Annotated in this window: 15 protein-coding genes; 7 read left to right on the plus strand and 8 right to left on the minus strand. The window is 73.2% G+C overall.

What is annotated here, in order from left to right:
• Positions 1-18: 18 nt before the first annotated feature.
• Positions 19-669: a TetR/AcrR family transcriptional regulator gene (locus tag KO717_RS28340; protein ID WP_301372138.1), complete on the minus strand. Its 651-nt coding sequence runs from the start codon at positions 667-669 to the stop codon at positions 19-21.
• Between the two features lie 67 nt (positions 670-736).
• Between KO717_RS28340 and KO717_RS28345 the strand changes: the two genes are divergently transcribed.
• The 3 genes from KO717_RS28345 (at position 737) to KO717_RS28355 (ending at position 2,965) form a co-directional block, all read left to right on the plus strand.
• Positions 737-1,888, plus strand: a complete 1,152-nt coding sequence (locus KO717_RS28345) for an acyl-CoA dehydrogenase family protein (protein ID WP_301372139.1) — start codon at positions 737-739, stop codon at positions 1,886-1,888.
• A gap of 59 nt (positions 1,889-1,947) precedes the next feature.
• The gene (locus KO717_RS28350; protein WP_030011866.1) at positions 1,948-2,235 is read left to right on the plus strand and encodes a YiaA/YiaB family inner membrane protein; all 288 of its coding nucleotides are present in this window, start codon (positions 1,948-1,950) and stop codon (positions 2,233-2,235) included.
• Positions 2,236-2,329: 94 nt separating this feature from the next.
• Positions 2,330-2,965: a TetR/AcrR family transcriptional regulator gene (locus KO717_RS28355; RefSeq protein WP_301372140.1), complete on the plus strand. Its 636-nt coding sequence runs from the start codon at positions 2,330-2,332 to the stop codon at positions 2,963-2,965.
• On the opposite strand, the gene KO717_RS28360 is transcribed toward KO717_RS28355, so the two are convergent.
• Complete coding sequence (locus tag KO717_RS28360; RefSeq protein ID WP_301372141.1) at positions 2,956-3,417, minus strand: MaoC family dehydratase; 462 nt, start codon at positions 3,415-3,417, stop codon at positions 2,956-2,958. The two genes, KO717_RS28355 and KO717_RS28360, sit on opposite strands and share 10 nt — an antisense overlap.
• Before the next feature lie 106 nt (positions 3,418-3,523).
• Between KO717_RS28360 and soxR the strand changes: the two genes are divergently transcribed.
• The gene (gene soxR / locus KO717_RS28365) at positions 3,524-3,967 is read left to right on the plus strand and encodes a redox-sensitive transcriptional activator SoxR (RefSeq protein ID WP_301372142.1); all 444 of its coding nucleotides are present in this window, start codon (positions 3,524-3,526) and stop codon (positions 3,965-3,967) included.
• Here soxR and KO717_RS28370 read toward each other — a convergent pair.
• The 4 genes from KO717_RS28370 to KO717_RS28385 all read right to left on the minus strand — a co-directional run bounded on the left by KO717_RS28370 (position 3,948) and on the right by KO717_RS28385 (position 8,169).
• Positions 3,948-4,652 (minus strand): 3-keto-5-aminohexanoate cleavage protein, encoded by a 705-nt coding sequence (locus tag KO717_RS28370; protein ID WP_437184660.1) that lies wholly within the window; start codon positions 4,650-4,652, stop codon positions 3,948-3,950. The genes soxR and KO717_RS28370 overlap by 20 nt on opposite strands.
• Before the next feature lie 104 nt (positions 4,653-4,756).
• Entirely contained in the window at positions 4,757-5,338 is a 582-nt protein-coding gene (locus tag KO717_RS28375) for a hypothetical protein (protein WP_301372145.1), read from the minus strand.
• A 95-nt stretch (positions 5,339-5,433) separates the two neighbouring features.
• On the minus strand, positions 5,434-6,795 hold the full coding sequence (locus KO717_RS28380; RefSeq protein ID WP_301372146.1) for a serine-threonine protein kinase: 1,362 nt from the start codon (positions 6,793-6,795) through the stop codon (positions 5,434-5,436).
• An 84-nt stretch (positions 6,796-6,879) separates the two neighbouring features.
• Positions 6,880-8,169, minus strand: a complete 1,290-nt coding sequence (locus tag KO717_RS28385; RefSeq protein WP_301372147.1) for an exo-beta-N-acetylmuramidase NamZ family protein — start codon at positions 8,167-8,169, stop codon at positions 6,880-6,882.
• A 95-nt stretch (positions 8,170-8,264) separates the two neighbouring features.
• On the opposite strand from KO717_RS28385, the gene KO717_RS28390 reads away from it, so the two are divergent.
• The 3 genes from KO717_RS28390 to KO717_RS28400 all read left to right on the plus strand — a co-directional run bounded on the left by KO717_RS28390 (position 8,265) and on the right by KO717_RS28400 (position 11,511).
• A complete protein-coding gene (locus KO717_RS28390) occupies positions 8,265-9,029 on the plus strand; it encodes an SDR family oxidoreductase (RefSeq protein ID WP_437184591.1) in 765 nt (254 codons plus the stop codon).
• Complete coding sequence (locus KO717_RS28395) at positions 9,014-10,837, plus strand: class I adenylate-forming enzyme family protein (RefSeq protein WP_437184592.1); 1,824 nt, start codon at positions 9,014-9,016, stop codon at positions 10,835-10,837. Before KO717_RS28390 ends, KO717_RS28395 begins: the two co-directional genes overlap by 16 nt.
• Positions 10,838-10,905: 68 nt before the next feature.
• Complete coding sequence (locus tag KO717_RS28400) at positions 10,906-11,511, plus strand: TetR/AcrR family transcriptional regulator (RefSeq protein ID WP_030010409.1); 606 nt, start codon at positions 10,906-10,908, stop codon at positions 11,509-11,511.
• A 108-nt stretch (positions 11,512-11,619) separates the two neighbouring features.
• Here KO717_RS28400 and KO717_RS28405 read toward each other — a convergent pair whose 3' ends face one another.
• Both KO717_RS28405 and KO717_RS28410 read right to left on the minus strand, forming a co-directional pair.
• Entirely contained in the window at positions 11,620-12,819 is a 1,200-nt protein-coding gene (locus KO717_RS28405) for a S8 family peptidase (RefSeq protein WP_301372151.1), read from the minus strand.
• Between the two features lie 189 nt (positions 12,820-13,008).
• Complete coding sequence (locus KO717_RS28410; protein ID WP_301372152.1) at positions 13,009-14,253, minus strand: acyl-CoA dehydrogenase family protein; 1,245 nt, start codon at positions 14,251-14,253, stop codon at positions 13,009-13,011.
• Position 14,254: the final 1 nt, after the last annotated feature.

The raw sequence follows: 14,254 nt of genomic DNA on the forward strand, positions 1-14,254 counted from the left end.
CGCCGGTGTCCTCCTGTGTCAGGCCGTTTCCTGCAACGCCTCGTACTGGAGGGCCAGTCCGTCCAGCAGCGCGGCCAGGCCCGTCTCGAAGGCGCCCTCGTCCACCTCGCGCCCACGCTCCGCCAGCAGGTGGGCCTGGCCCAGGTGCGGGTAGTCCGACGGGTCGTACGCCGTGCGGTCGTCCACGAACCCCCCGGCGAAGGAGGCCACCGCCGAGCCCAGGATGAAGTACCGCATCAGCGCGCCGATCCGGGTCGCGTGCGCCGCCGGCCAGCCCGCCGCCGTCATCGCCCCGAACACCGCGTCCGCCAGCCGCAGCCCGGCCGGCCGGCGGCCCGGCCCGCGCGCCAGTACCGGCACGATGTTCGGGTGGTCCGCCAGGGCGTCCCGGTAGGAGTGCGCCCACGCGTGGAGCGCCGCCCGCCAGTCCTGGCCGCCGTCGAACATCGACAGGTCCACCCGCGCGCTCACCGCGTCCGCCACCGCGTCCAGGATCTCGTCCTTGGTGCGGAAATGGTTGTAGAGCGAGGGCCCGCTGACCCCGAGCGCGGCCGCCAGCCGCCGCGTCGACACCGCCTCCAGCCCCTCCGCGTCCACCAGGGCGCCGGCCGCCTCGATGATGCGGTCCCGGCTGAGGAGGGGCTTGCGCGGTCTGGCCATGCGCCACATAGTAGGGCCTGCCCGCGATAAACTACCGGTGCTAGTTAAAGGCGCCGATCCCGCCCGGAGGTGCCCGGTGAATCTGGAGCTGAGCGAGGAGCAGACCGCCGTCCGCAGGCTCGCCCGCGAGTTCACCGAGCGCGAGGTCGTCCCGTACGCGGCCGCGTGGGACCGCGCCGAGAGCGTGGACCGGGCCATCGTGAAGAAGCTGGGCGCGCTCGGCTTCCTCGGCCTGACCGTTCCCGAGGAGTACGGCGGCTCCGGCGGTGACCACCTCGCCTACGTGCTGGTCACCGAGGAACTCGGACGCGGCGACTCCGCCGTGCGCGGGATCGTCTCCGTCTCCCTCGGTCTGGTCGCCAAGACCATCGCCGCCTGGGGCACCGAGGAGCACAAGCGCGCCTGGCTGCCCCGCCTGTGCTCCGGCGACGCGCTCGGCTGCTTCGGCCTGACCGAGCCCGGCACCGGCTCCGACGCGGGCAGCCTCACCACCCGCGCCGTGCGCACGGGTGACGCGTACGTCCTCGACGGCAGCAAGATGTTCATCACCAACGGCACCTGGGCCGACGTGGTGCTGCTCTTCGCCCGCACCAACGACGAGCCCGGCCATCGAGGGGTCTCCGCCTTCCTCGTCCCCACCGACACCCCCGGCCTGACCCGCCGCGAGATCCACGGCAAACTCGGCCTGCGCGGCCAGGCCACCGCCGAGCTCGTCCTCGACGGCGTCCGCGTGCCCGCCTCCGCGATGCTCGGCCCCGAGGGCAAGGGCTTCTCGGTCGCCATGTCCGCCCTCGCCAAGGGCCGGATGTCGGTCGCCGCCGGCTGTGTCGGCATCGCGCAGGCGGCCCTGGACGCGGCCGTCTCGTACGCGGCCCAGCGCGAGCAGTTCGGCCGGCCCATAGCCCACCACCAGCTGGTGCAGGAGCTCATCGCCGACATCTCGGTCGACGTGGACGCCGCCCGCCTGCTGACCTGGCGGGTGGCCGACCTCATCGACCGCGGGCAGCCCTTCGCCACCGAGTCCTCCACCGCCAAGCTCTTCGCCTCCGAGGCCGCCGTGCGCGCCGCGAGCAACGCACTCCAGGTACACGGAGGGTACGGCTACATCGACGAGTACCCGGCGGGCAAACTGCTGCGCGACGCCCGCGTGATGACCCTGTACGAGGGCACGAGCCAGATCCAGAAGCTGCTCATCGGCCGCGCCCGCACCGGGGTTTCCGCCTTCTGAGTACCCGTATGAGTACGCGTGCGGATGTGCCCTCCCGCCGTCCGCCCGATGCTCGACCCATGAACGAGACACCGGTCAAGCAGCAGAGCACGGGGGCGTACTACGGCCAGGCCGTCGCCTCCTTCGGCATCGCCATCGGCGCCGTGGCCGTGGGGATCTACAACCTGGAGGCGAACGGCTGGGTCCGGGCCTTCCTCGGCATCGCGGTGCTCTACCTGACCACCTCGGCGTTCACCCTCGCCAAGGTGATCCGCGACCGCCAGGAGGTCACGCAGATCGTCAGCCGGGTGGATCAGGCCAGGATGGAGAAGATCATGGCCGAGTACGACCCCTTCGCGCCGAAATAGCCGGCCCGCCGGGCCCGGCCGGCCCGACATCGCTAAGCGCTTGCTCACCCTCCGGTAGGGTGTTCACTTCCACACGGTGAAGGGTGAGTGAGCGATGGGCAGCGCGGAGGAAACGGTCGACGGCTACCGGCCGTGGTCCGAGGTCACCCCCGACGCCGCTCGGCGGCTGCTCGTCGCCGCCGTCAACGCCTTCGCCGAGCGCGGGTACCACGCCACCACCACACGTGACATCGCGGGCCGTGCCGGTATGAGCCCGGCCGCGCTCTACATCCACTACAAGACCAAGGAAGAGCTGCTCCAGCGGATCAGCCGGATCGGCCACGACAAAGCGCTGGAGATCCTGACCACCGCCGCCGACGGCCCCGGCAGCGCCGCCGACCGGCTCGATGCCGCCGTGCGGTCCTTCGTGCGCTGGCACGCGGCGCACCACACCACCGCGCGCGTGGTCCAGTACGAGCTCGACGCTCTCGCTCCGGAGCACCGCTCCGAGATCGTGGCGCTGCGCCGGCAGAGCGACGCGGCCGTGCGCCGCATCATCGCCGACGGGGTGGCCGCCGGGGAGTTCGACGTCCCCGACGTGCCGGGCACCACCCTCGCCGTGCTGTCGCTGTGCATCGACGTGGCCCGCTGGTTCAACACGGCCGGGCAGCGCACGCCCGACGAGGTCGGCGGGCTCTACGCCGACCTCGTGCTCCGCATGGTCGCCGCGCGGCCGGGCCCTCAGAAGTAGTAGCGCGACACCGACTCCGCCACGCACACCGGCTTGTCGCCGCCCTCGCGCTCGACCGTGACGGTGGCCGTGACCTGTACGCCCCCGCCCGCCTCCGCGACCTCCGTGATCACGGCGACGGCGCGCAGCCGTGAGCCGACCGGCACCGGAGCCGGGAAACGGACCTTGTTCGTCCCGTAGTTGAGACCCATCCGCATGCCCTCGACCCGCATGATCTGCGGCACCAGGCTGGGCAGCAGCGACAGCGTCAGATAGCCGTGCGCGATGGTGGAACCGAAGGGTCCGCCCGCCGCGCGCTCCGGGTCCACATGGATCCACTGGTGATCGCCGGTGGCGTCCGCGAAGAGGTCGATCCGCTTCTGGTCCACCTCCAGCCACTCGCTGGGGCCGAGCGGTTCGCCGATCTCGGCGTGCAGCTCCTCGGCGGACGTGAAGACCCTCGGCTCGGCCATGCCCTGTTCCTGTCTCTCGCGGACGACTGACGGACGAATAAGCGCTTGCTCAGCATGCTGGGGGGTGTATGCGTATGTCAACGGACCTCCGACTACGCTCGACCGGGTGCCGCAGATTCCCGAGAAAATCCACGAGCTCACCGTCGGTCAGCTGTCCGCCCGTAGCGGCGCGGCCGTCTCGGCGCTCCACTTCTACGAGGCCAAGGGCCTGATCAGCAGCCGCCGCACCTCCGGCAACCAGCGCCGCTACACGCGCGACGCGCTGCGCCGGGTGGCCTTCGTACGCGCCGCCCAGCGCGTGGGCATCCCGCTGGCCAGCATTCGCGAGGCGCTGGCCCAGCTCCCCGAGGAGCGCACCCCCAACCGCGAGGACTGGGCCCGTCTCTCCGAGGCCTGGCGCGCCGAACTCGACGAACGCATCACCCGCCTCGGCCGTCTGCGCGACCATCTGACGGACTGCATCGGCTGCGGCTGCCTGTCGATGGAGACCTGCGCGCTGTCCAACCCGGACGACGCCTTCGGCGAGCGGCTCACCGGCTCGCGGCTGTAACCGCCGCCCGGGCCGCCACTTCCCGCGCCGCCGCCGCCCGCGCCACCACTTCCCGGGCCGCCGTCACCAGTTCGGCATTCGACCGGGCCGGCCGCCCGTCGGGCAGGTGCGTCACATCGCCCACGCCGGTCCGCACGCCTGTGCCGCACCGCGCGGCCAGCCGCAGCACCGGCCAGGCGGCCGCGTCCCGCCCGTACAGCAGCACCGGTACCGGCGGCAGCGCGCGCAGCCCCGCGACCAGGGCCGGATCGGCCGCCGCCAGCTCGGCCGAGAGCCGGACCCGCCCGGGCTCACGCACCGGCCAGGCCAGGAACGCGGCCAGCGGCTCCGGCCCGGCCGCGCCGCCCAGCGCCACCACCGCGTCCACCGCGACCCCCCGCGCCAGCAGGGCCTGCGCCAGCTCCGCGGCGCCCGGCTGCCCGAAGTGCACCACCGCCCGGTCCGGCAGCACGGTCCACGAAGCCACCCGCTCCAGCCGCCCCGCGGGATCGGGCTCGGCCACGATCGACACCGGCACCGACAGCGCTACGCCGACCCCCGTACGCCGCAGCACCTCCAACACCGGTCCGACCACCCGCGGCGAGAGGCTCTCCCGTCCGCACGGCGTCCGCGGATGCACCAGCACCTCTCCGGCCCCGGCGCCGACGGCCGCGAGCGCCGATTGCGCCAGTGCCTGCGGCGACATCGGCACGGCCGGGCCGTCCGCGGCGCTCCGCGAGCCGTTCAACGACACCGGAAACGACAACGGAAGCGGCACCGGAAAAGACACCGGCACCGGCGGCGGTGGTCTCACGCGGCTCCCACCGAGGGGGTGTCCACCAGGGCCGGTCTGGGCACCACGATCCCGCAGCCCGCGCACACCGGCCCGTCCCAGGCCAGCGCCCCCGCCCAGGGGCCGACCGGAGCCACCTCCGGCCAGTGCAGCTCGGTGTCCCCGCACACCGGACACGCCGTTCCCGGCCCCGACTCCAGTGCCCGCACCAGCCTGCGCAGCACCTCGCCCAGCGCCCCCTCCGGCCGGACCCCGGGATCCGCGCACCGCACCACCGCGTCCCCGCTCCCGCCCCAGGCCCACTCCGGCCGGCGCAGCCCGTGGTGCTTCTCCCGCCGGCGCCGCTCCGCGAACTGGCGCTCGTACTCCAGCCAGACCGCCCGCGCGTCCTCCAGCTCCTCCAGGGCGGCGACCAGCCGCAGCGGATCGGCCCCCCGGTCCTCCGGGCCGATCCCGTGCCGGTCGCACAGGTGCCACCACGTGGCCCGGTGCCCGTACGGAGCGAACCGCTCCAGGCAGCGGCGCAGTGAATGGCGCCGCAAGGCCCGGTCGTTGCGCGCGTCGCGCACTTGGTAGGCCAGACTCCGGAATCCCGCCATCACACCATCACCTCCGCCGATGTGCCCAACATGCCCGGCCGGAGGCAGGCGCATGCGGGGGCGGTCGAGGCGTGCGGGTGGCACATGGCCAGAACTCAGCGCCCCATGCGCCCCGCAGCCACCACCACGCGGGCCAGTTCCTCGTGGCAGATATCGCTGTGCGCCCCCGACGGGGCGCCGCCGCGCCGCACCACGGAGCCCGCGTCCACGCTGACGCAACCGGCCGCGGGCACCCCCTCGCGCAGGGCGGCGTCGAGGCTCAGCCGGGGCGCGCCCGGGACCGCCTGGACCCCGTCGTGCCCGATGGCGCCCCACCGCTCGTCGAAACCCAGCAGTCCGGCCGAATCCCCTGCCATCCGGGAGGCCAGCGGGTAGAAGACCTTGAGGGCCGAGTCGTGCGCGGAATGGCAGGCGACCACCGGCCCGTCGACCCGGTGCTGGAGCCCGCGCAGGGCGCCGCCGTTGCCCTTGTCGTGCGGCAGCCGGTCGGCGAACGCGTAGTGGGAGAAGGCTCCCTGGAGCAGGGTCACGGATTTCACGTACCGGGCCCGGTCCGGCACCGCGCGCAGGGAGAAGGAGACGACGCGCGCCCCGAAGCTGTGCCCGATCAGATGGAACCGCAGGGCGGGGCGGGCGGCCGCCAGCTGGGCCAGCACGGGACCGAGGCCGCGTTCGCCGACCACACCCGCCCGCTTCTTCATCTTGTAGTACGTCGCCTGTCGCAGCAGTTCCTTGGCGCCGCCCCACAGGCCGCGCAGCCCGCCGCCGACCGTGAACCCCGGACCGTCGGGACCCGCCGCGGCAGGTGCCCCCGGTGCCCCGGGTGCCCCCGGTGCCCCGGGTGCCCCCGGCGCGCCCGCCCTGACCAGAGCGACGGAAAGGGCCCGGCACACCTCCAGCACATCGTCCGTGAAGATCGCGGGAACCGCAGGCGCGACCGCCGCGGGCACCGCGTCCACCCCCGCCAACTCGCGCACCAGGGCGCCGAACTCGATGAAGGCGGCCGCCGAATCCGGCTGCTCCTCCAGCAGTTCCGCCACCCGGTCCAGCTCCGCCCGCCGCTCCGGCCAGAACTCCCCGAGCGCCCGGCGGGTGAGCGGGTCCAGTGCGCTGCCGAGGGCCGGTTCCGGGAGCACGCCCGGCGCGTCGAAGTCCGGTATCGGCTCGTCGGAGAAGCGCATCGCGGGCCATACGACACCCACGTACCCCAGGCGCACCCCCGATCCCACCAGTCCCTCGAAGGGTGTGAAGAACCGGTCGTAGAGGCGCGTCGCCGTGGACCGGTCGCTGTTCCAGCCGTGCGCGAAGACCAGCAGGTCGGTCGCCTCCATCCGGGACACCGCCCCCTGCGTGACCCGGTCCACGTCCCCCTCGGAGTCGAAGGTCAGTTCCGCGTACGGCCGGACCCCGATCCCGCCCCCCGCTCCGATCCCGAATCCGCCACCGATCTCCGCCATGACGTCCCCCTCCACGCCGTGCCTCCGGTGCAGTCAGCATCCTGCTGCGGAGCCCGCCCGGCCAGCCCCCCCGGCGCGGTCGGATCACGGATACAGCAGGTACCCCTCGCGCACCGCCCCGAAGCGCGCCAGCCCCGCCGCCCAGTCACCCGCGACCTCGTCCACGTCCGCCCCGGCGTCCACCAGCGTCCGCACCCGGTCCGAGCCGGTCAGCCGGTCGATCCAGTGGTCCGCGCGCCAGCCGAAGCCGCTCCACACCCGCCGCGCCGTGACCAGCAGGCCGATCCCGGCCCGTACCGGGTCGAAGGCCTCCCGGTCGTGCACGATCAGCCGGACCCCGCCGCACACCTTCCCCACGTGCTTGGAGAAGGTCGGCGTGAAGTACGCCTCCCGGAACCACACCCCGGGCAGCCCCAGCGCGTTCGCCGCCTCCGCCCACCGCCGGTCGATCCCCTCCGCACCGACCACCTCGAAGGGCGTGGTCGTCCCGCGCCCCTCGGAGAGGTTCGTCCCCTCGAACAGACAGGTGCCGGCGTAGGCGAGGGCCGTGTCCGGGGTCGGCATGTTCGGGCTCGGCGGTACCCAGGGCAGCCCGGTCTCCCCGAAGAACGACTCCCGCCGCCACCCGGACATCGCCACCGTCGTCAGCCCGACCGGGCGGTCCGTCAGGAACTCGCCGTTGAAGAGCCGGGCCAGCTCGGCCGCCGTCATCCCGTGCGCGAGGGCGATCGGCTCCCGGCCGACGAAGCTCGCGTACGGCCGCTCCAGCACGGGCCCCGCGGCCCGCCGGCCGCCCACCGGATTGGGCCGGTCCAGCACCACGACCGCCTTGCCGGCGAGCGCGGCCGCGCGCATGCAGTCGTAGAGGGTCCAGATGTAGGTGTAGAAGCGCGCCCCGACGTCCTGGATGTCGAAGACGACGGTGTCGATCCCCGCCGCCGTGAACACGTCCGCGAGCTTCTGCCCGCTCTTGTCGTACGTGTCGTACACCGGCAGCCCGGTCGCCGGATCCCGGGAGGCCCCCTCCGAGTCGCCCGCCTGCGCCGTTCCGCGGAAGCCGTGCTCGGGACCGAACACCGCCACCAGGTCGACCCGTTCGTCCGCGTGCAGTACGTCGACCAGGTGCCGGGCGTCCGCCGTGATCCCGGTGGGGTTGGTGACCACCCCGACCTTCTGCCCGGCCAGCGCGGCGTACCCGTCCGCGGCGAGCCGCTCGAAGCCGGTACGCACCCGGCCGGCCGCCCCCGTGGCCCCGCCCGCCCCGCCCGCCCCGGACCCGGCGGGCCCGGACCGGACCGGCCCCGACGCTCCCAGCGCGCCCGCCGATCCGATGGCCCCCGCCAGCCCCAGCACCCCGCGTCGCGACAGCGTCATCCCGCCACGCTAGGCGCCGCGCCCCTTTCCTCCTGACATACCGACCGGTTAGTCTGCCCGCCATCCGGCATCCGGCCGCACGAGAGGTGGACCCCGTGAGCGCGTACCAGGACCAGCGAGTCGTCGTCACCGGCGCGGGCGGCGGCATCGGCGCCGTCCTCGCCCACCGCTTCGCGGCCGAGGGCGCCACGGTGGTGGTCAACGACCTCGACCCGGCCAAGGCCGCCGCGGTCGCGGCCGCCATCGGCGCGCAGGCGATCCCGGTTCCGGGCGACGCCTCGGCGATCGTGGCCGAGGCCCGCGAGGCCCTCGGCGGCGCGGTCGACGTCTACTGCGCCAATGCCGGACTCGCCTCGGGCGGCGACGCCTTCGCCGACGAGGCCGTGTGGGAAGCGGCCTGGGACACCAACGTCATGGCCCACGTCCGCGCCGCCAGAGCGCTGCTGCCGGACTGGCTGGAGCGGGAGAGCGGCCGCTTCGTCTCCACCGTCTCGGCCGCCGGGCTCCTGACCATGATCGGAGCGGCCCCGTACAGTGTCACCAAGCACGGTGCGCTCGCCTTCGCCGAATGGCTCTCGCTGACCTACCGCCACCGCGGGGTCCAGGTCCACGCCATCTGCCCGCAAGGGGTGCGCACCGACATGCTGACCGCCGCGGGCTCGGCGGGCGAACTCGTGCTCGCGCCGACCGCGATCGAGCCGGAAGCGGTCGCGGACGCGTTGTTCGACGGCATGGAGAAGGGCCGGTTCTTGATCCTCCCGCACCCCGAGGTCGCCGATTTCTACGCCGCCCGCGCCACCGAGCCGGACCGCTGGCTGAGCGGCATGAACCACCTCCAGCAGAAATGGGAGACCCGGTGACCTCCTCCCGGCACGCCTCCGACGCCTCCGACGCCTCCGGCGCCACCGACGCCTCCCGCTACGCCGCCAAGCCGTGGCTCGGGCTGCTCGCCGCGGCCCAGCGGGCGCCCGTCGCACCGCCGCCCACCGTGCTGCACGCCTTCCGCGAGGCCGTCGCCCGGGCCCCCGAACGCACCGCCCTCGCCTACTTCGACGGCCGGATCGGCTACGCGGAGGCCGACGCGCTCTCCGGCTCCGTCGCCGGCCACCTCGCGGCGCGCGGCATCCGCCGCGGGGACCGGGTCGCCGTCATGCTGCAGAACACCCCGCACTTCGTGCTCGCCGTCCTCGCGGCATGGAAGGCCGGGGCCGTCGTCGTCCCGCTCAACCCCATGTACAAATCCGGCGAGGCCGGACACATCCTGCGCGACTCCGGGGCCGCCGCACTGGTCTGCGACGGCGGCGCGTGGACGGCCTACCTGCGCGAGGCCGCGCGGGACAGTGCCGTGCGGACCGTGCTGACCGCGTCGGACCGGGACTTCCAGACGCGCGACGACCCGCGCGTCTTCGGCCCGGCGCCGGACCGGAACACGGCCCCCGCCCGGCCGTTCGTGCCCGCCCAGGCGGACGCACCGGACGCACCGGAAGCCCCCAGCGCGGTGCCCGGCCGGGACGATCCGGCCGGCCCGGACGCCGTACGCCTGAGCACCGCCGACCTCCTCACCGTGGCCCGCGGCAGGCGACCTGCGCCGGCCGATCCGTCCCTCACCGCCGCCGACACCGCCCTCATCAGCTACACCTCCGGCACCAGCGGCACCCCCAAGGGCGCGATGAACCCGCACGGCGCGCTCACCTACAACGCCGTCCGGCAGGTGACCTCCCACCCCCTCCCCGAGGGCGCCGCCTACTTCGCCCTCGCGCCCCTCTTCCACATCACCGGCATGGTCTGCGAGCTCGCCGCCTGCCTCGTCAACGCCGGCACCCTGGTCCTCGCCCACCGCTTCGACGCCGGCGCCGTCCTCGACGCCTTCCTCGAACACCGCCCGGCCTACACCGTCGGCCCGGCCACCGCCTTCATGGCCCTCGCCGCCCACCCCGGAGTCACCCCGGACCACTTCGCCTCGTTCCAGGTGATCTCCTCCGGCGGCGCCCCGCTCCCGCCCGCGCTCGTCGAGCGCCTGCGCACCGCCTTCGGCTTCTACCTCCGCAACGGCTACGGCCTCACCGAGTGCACCGCCCCGTGCGCCAGCGTGCCCGTCCACCTCGAGGCCCCCGTCGACCCCGCGTCCGGCACCCTCTCCGTGGGCCTGCCCGGCGCCGACACCGTCGTCCGCATCCTCGACGAGCAGGGCGCCGAGGTCCCCTTCGGCGAGACCGGCGAGATAGCCGTCCGCGGCCCCCAGGTGGTGCCCGGCTACTGGGGCCTGCCCGCGGAGTCCGCCGAGGCCTTCCCCGGCGGCGAACTGCGCACCGGCGACGTCGGATTCATGGACCCCGACGGCTGGCTCTACGTCGTCGACCGCAAGAAGGACATGATCAACGCCTCCGGCTTCAAGGTCTGGCCGCGGGAGGTCGAGGACGTGCTCTACACCCACCCCGCCGTCCGTGAGGCCGCCGTGGTCGGCGTCCCCGACACGTACCGCGGGGAGAGCGTGAAGGCGTACGTGAGCCTGCGTCCCGGCACCTCGGTGGAGCCGGCGGAGCTCGCCGCCTACTGCGCCGAGCGCATCGCCGCGTACAAATACCCGCGCCAGGTCGAGATCCTGCCTGTCCTTCCGAAGACGACCAGTGGCAAGATCCTGCGACGGGAACTGCGCGATCGCGGCTGAAAACAGTCGGACGGTCGTACAGCTGGTCGCCGTGACCAGGCAGGAACGAGGAAGGGAAGGTCAGCGCCATGGCGGCACGGACCACGGAACCCGCAGGCACGCACGAGGCCCCGGTACCGCAGCGGCTGCTGGCCGTCGCCACCCGGCTGTTCGCCGAGCGCGGCTACGACCGCACCTCGGTCCAGGAGATCGTCGAGGCGGCCGGCGTCACGAAGGGTGCGCTCTACCACTACTTCGGGTCCAAGGACGATCTGCTGCACGAGGTGTACGCGCGGATGCTGCGGCTCCAGCAGCAGCGCCTGGACGCGGTGGCCGATTCCGACGCACCCGTCGAGGAGCGGCTGCGCACCGCGGCCGCCGACGTGGTCGTCACGACCATCGAGAACCTCGACGACGCGATGATCTTCTTCCGGTCGATGCACCAGCTCAGCCCGGAGAAGTCCAAGCAGGTGAGGGCCGAGCGCCGGCGCTACCACGAGCGCTTCCGGGCGCTGGTCGAGGAGGGCCAGCGTACGGGTGTCTTCTCCAGCGCCACCCCCGCCGACCTGGTGGTGGACTACCACTTCGGCTCCGTCCACCACCTGTCCACCTGGTACCGGGCGGACGGCCCGCTCACGCCGCAGCAGGTCGCCGATCACCTCGCCGACCTGCTGCTGCGCGCGCTGCGTCCGTAGGACCGGCGTCGCGAACGGGGCCCCCGCACCGTACGGATCCCCCGGGTCCGTACGAGAGAGAGGGCCCCGCGGAGCTTCAGGACGCCTGGTCCGCCTCCCGGGCCACCGCTACGGGGCGACCTTCAGCAGCTTGTTCGCCGTGCCTGCGGACGGGTTGGTGACCGCCCCGGACGTGGCCGCCCCGGTCAGTGCCGCGGCTGCCTGCGCCGGAGTCGCGGTCGGATGCCCCGCCAGGTAGACCGCCGCGGCGCCGGCCGCGTGCGGGGCCGCCATGGACGTGCCGGAGATGGTCTTCGTCCCCGTGTCGCTGTCGTTCCAGGTGGACGTGATGTCCGAGCCCGGCGCGTACAGGTCGACCACGGAGCCGAAGTTCGAGAACGAGGACTGCTCGTCGTCGATCGTGCTCGACGCCACCGTGATCGCCTCCGTGACCCGGGACGGCGAGCCCTGGCCGGCGTCGGCCGACTCGTTGCCCGCAGCCACGGTGAAGGTGACACCCGCGGCGACGGCCCGGCGCACCGCCTCGTCGAGGGCCTCGTCGGCGCCGCCGCCCAGGCTCATGTTGGCCACCGAGGGCCCCGAGTGGTTCTTCGTGACCCAGTCGATCCCGGCGACCACCTGCTCGGTGGTGCCGGAGCCGTTGTCGTCCAGCACCCGTACCGCGACCACCTTCGCCTTCTTGGCGACGCCGTGCGCGGTTCCCGCGATGGTGCCGGCCACGTGCGTGCCGTGGCCGTTGCCGTCGTCGGCGCTGTCGTCGTTGTCCACCGCGTCGAACCCGGACGTCGCACGGCCGCCGAAGTCCTTGTGGGTGGTGCGCACGCCGGTGTCGATGACGTACGCCGTCACGCCCTCACCGCCGCTGTCGGGGTAGGTGTACTTCTTGTCGCCCGCCTGCGCGGTCTGGTCGATCCGGTCCAGCCCCCATGACGGCGGGTTGGTCTGGGTGGCGTTGATGGTGAACTTCTTGTTCTGCACGACCTTGCCGACGGCCGGGTCCGCGGCGAGCCGCTTCGCCTCGGTCTCGCTGAGGCCCGAGGCCGAGAAACCGTTGACCCCGGAGCCGTAGGAGCGCTTCAGCTCGCCACCGTACTTACGGGCGAGCTGTTCCTTGTTCGCGGATGCGTTGAGTATGACGACGTAACTTCCGCTGATCGCGCCGGGCGCGCCGAGGCCGTACACCGTGCCTTCGGGCGGTGTCGCCGCTCCCGCGAGGGGGGTGGCGAGCAGGGCCACGGCAGCAGCCGTGGCCGCTCCCGTGCCGACTGCCGCGTACCGGAAGCCGCGCGAGCGCTTATGAGTTGCCATCTGGAGGGTTCTCCTCGTGTTGACGTTGGGGGCGTCAGACCTTCTGGAGAACCCTCTTCCGATTGACAGGCGCAAATCAAGAACGCTTGGGGGTTCCGGGGTTGTTCAACAAGGTTTCTTAAAGGGTCCCCCGCACCGCCTTCACCTCGCACACGAGTTCACATGAACTCCCGCACGATTCCCACACGTTCACGCGCGGCCGGCCGCGTACCGCTTCAACTCCCGCCGGGCCAAAGACCGCTGGTGCACCTCGTCCGGTCCGTCGGCCAGCCGCAGGGTCCGCGCCGCCGCCCACAGTTCGGCCAGCGGGAAGTCCTGGCTCACCCCGCCCGCGCCGTGCAGCTGCACCGCGTCGTCCAGGATCCGCACCACCGCCCGCGGGGTCGCGATCTTGATGGCCTGGATCTCGGTGTGCGCGCCCCGGTTGCCGACCGTGTCCATCAGCCAGGCCGTCTTCAGCACCAGCAGCCGCAGCTGCTCCACCGTCACCCGGGCGTCGGCGATCCAGTTCTGTACGACGCCCTGGGCGGCCAGCGGCTTGCCGAAGGCGGTACGTTCCACCGCGCGCCGGCACATCAGCTCGATGGCCCGCTCCGCCATCCCGATCAGCCGCATGCAGTGGTGGATGCGGCCCGGGCCGAGCCGGGCCTGCGCGATGGCGAATCCGGAGCCCTCCTCGCCGATCAGGTTCGCCGCCGGGACCCGGGCCCCGTCGAAGACCACCTCGGCGTGGCCGCCGTGGTCGTGGTCCTCGTACCCGTACACCGTCATGGCCCGGCGCACCTCGACCCCCGGGGTGTCGCGCGGCACCAGGACCATCGACTGCTGCCGGCGCGGATCGGCGCCGTCCGGGTCGGTCTTGCCCATCACGATGAAGATCTCGCAGTCCGGGTTCATCGCCCCGGAGATGAACCACTTGCGGCCGGTGACCACGTACTCGTCACCGTCGCGCTCGATGCGGGTCTCGATGTTCGTCGCGTCCGAGGACGCCACCTCGGGCTCGGTCATCGCGAAGGCGGAGCGGATCTCGCCGGCCAGCAGGGGCTCCAGCCAGCGCTTCTTCTGCTCCTCGTTCCCGAACTGGGCGAGCAGTTCCATGTTCCCGGTGTCCGGGGCCGCGCAGTTGGTGGCCATCGGCGCCAGGTGCGGGCTGCGGCCGGTGATCTCGGCGAGCGGCGCGTACTGGAGGTTGGTCAGCCCCGCGCCGTGCTCCGCGTCCGGCAGGCTGTGCTGGTCCACGAAGAAGAGGTTCCACAGGCCCTGGCGGCGCGCCTCGGCCTTCAGTTCACCGAAGACGGCCGGGGTGTCCCAGGGCGAGGCCAGCCGTGCGCGCTGCTCGGCGGCGACGGGCTCCGCCGGGTAGACGTACTCCTCCATGAACGCGAGCAGCCGCTCGCGGAGTTCCTCGGTCCGGGTGTCGAATGCGAAATCCATG

Source organism: Streptomyces xanthophaeus (assembly GCF_030440515.1).
GTDB classification, from domain to species: Bacteria; Actinomycetota; Actinomycetes; order Streptomycetales; family Streptomycetaceae; genus Streptomyces; species Streptomyces kutzneri.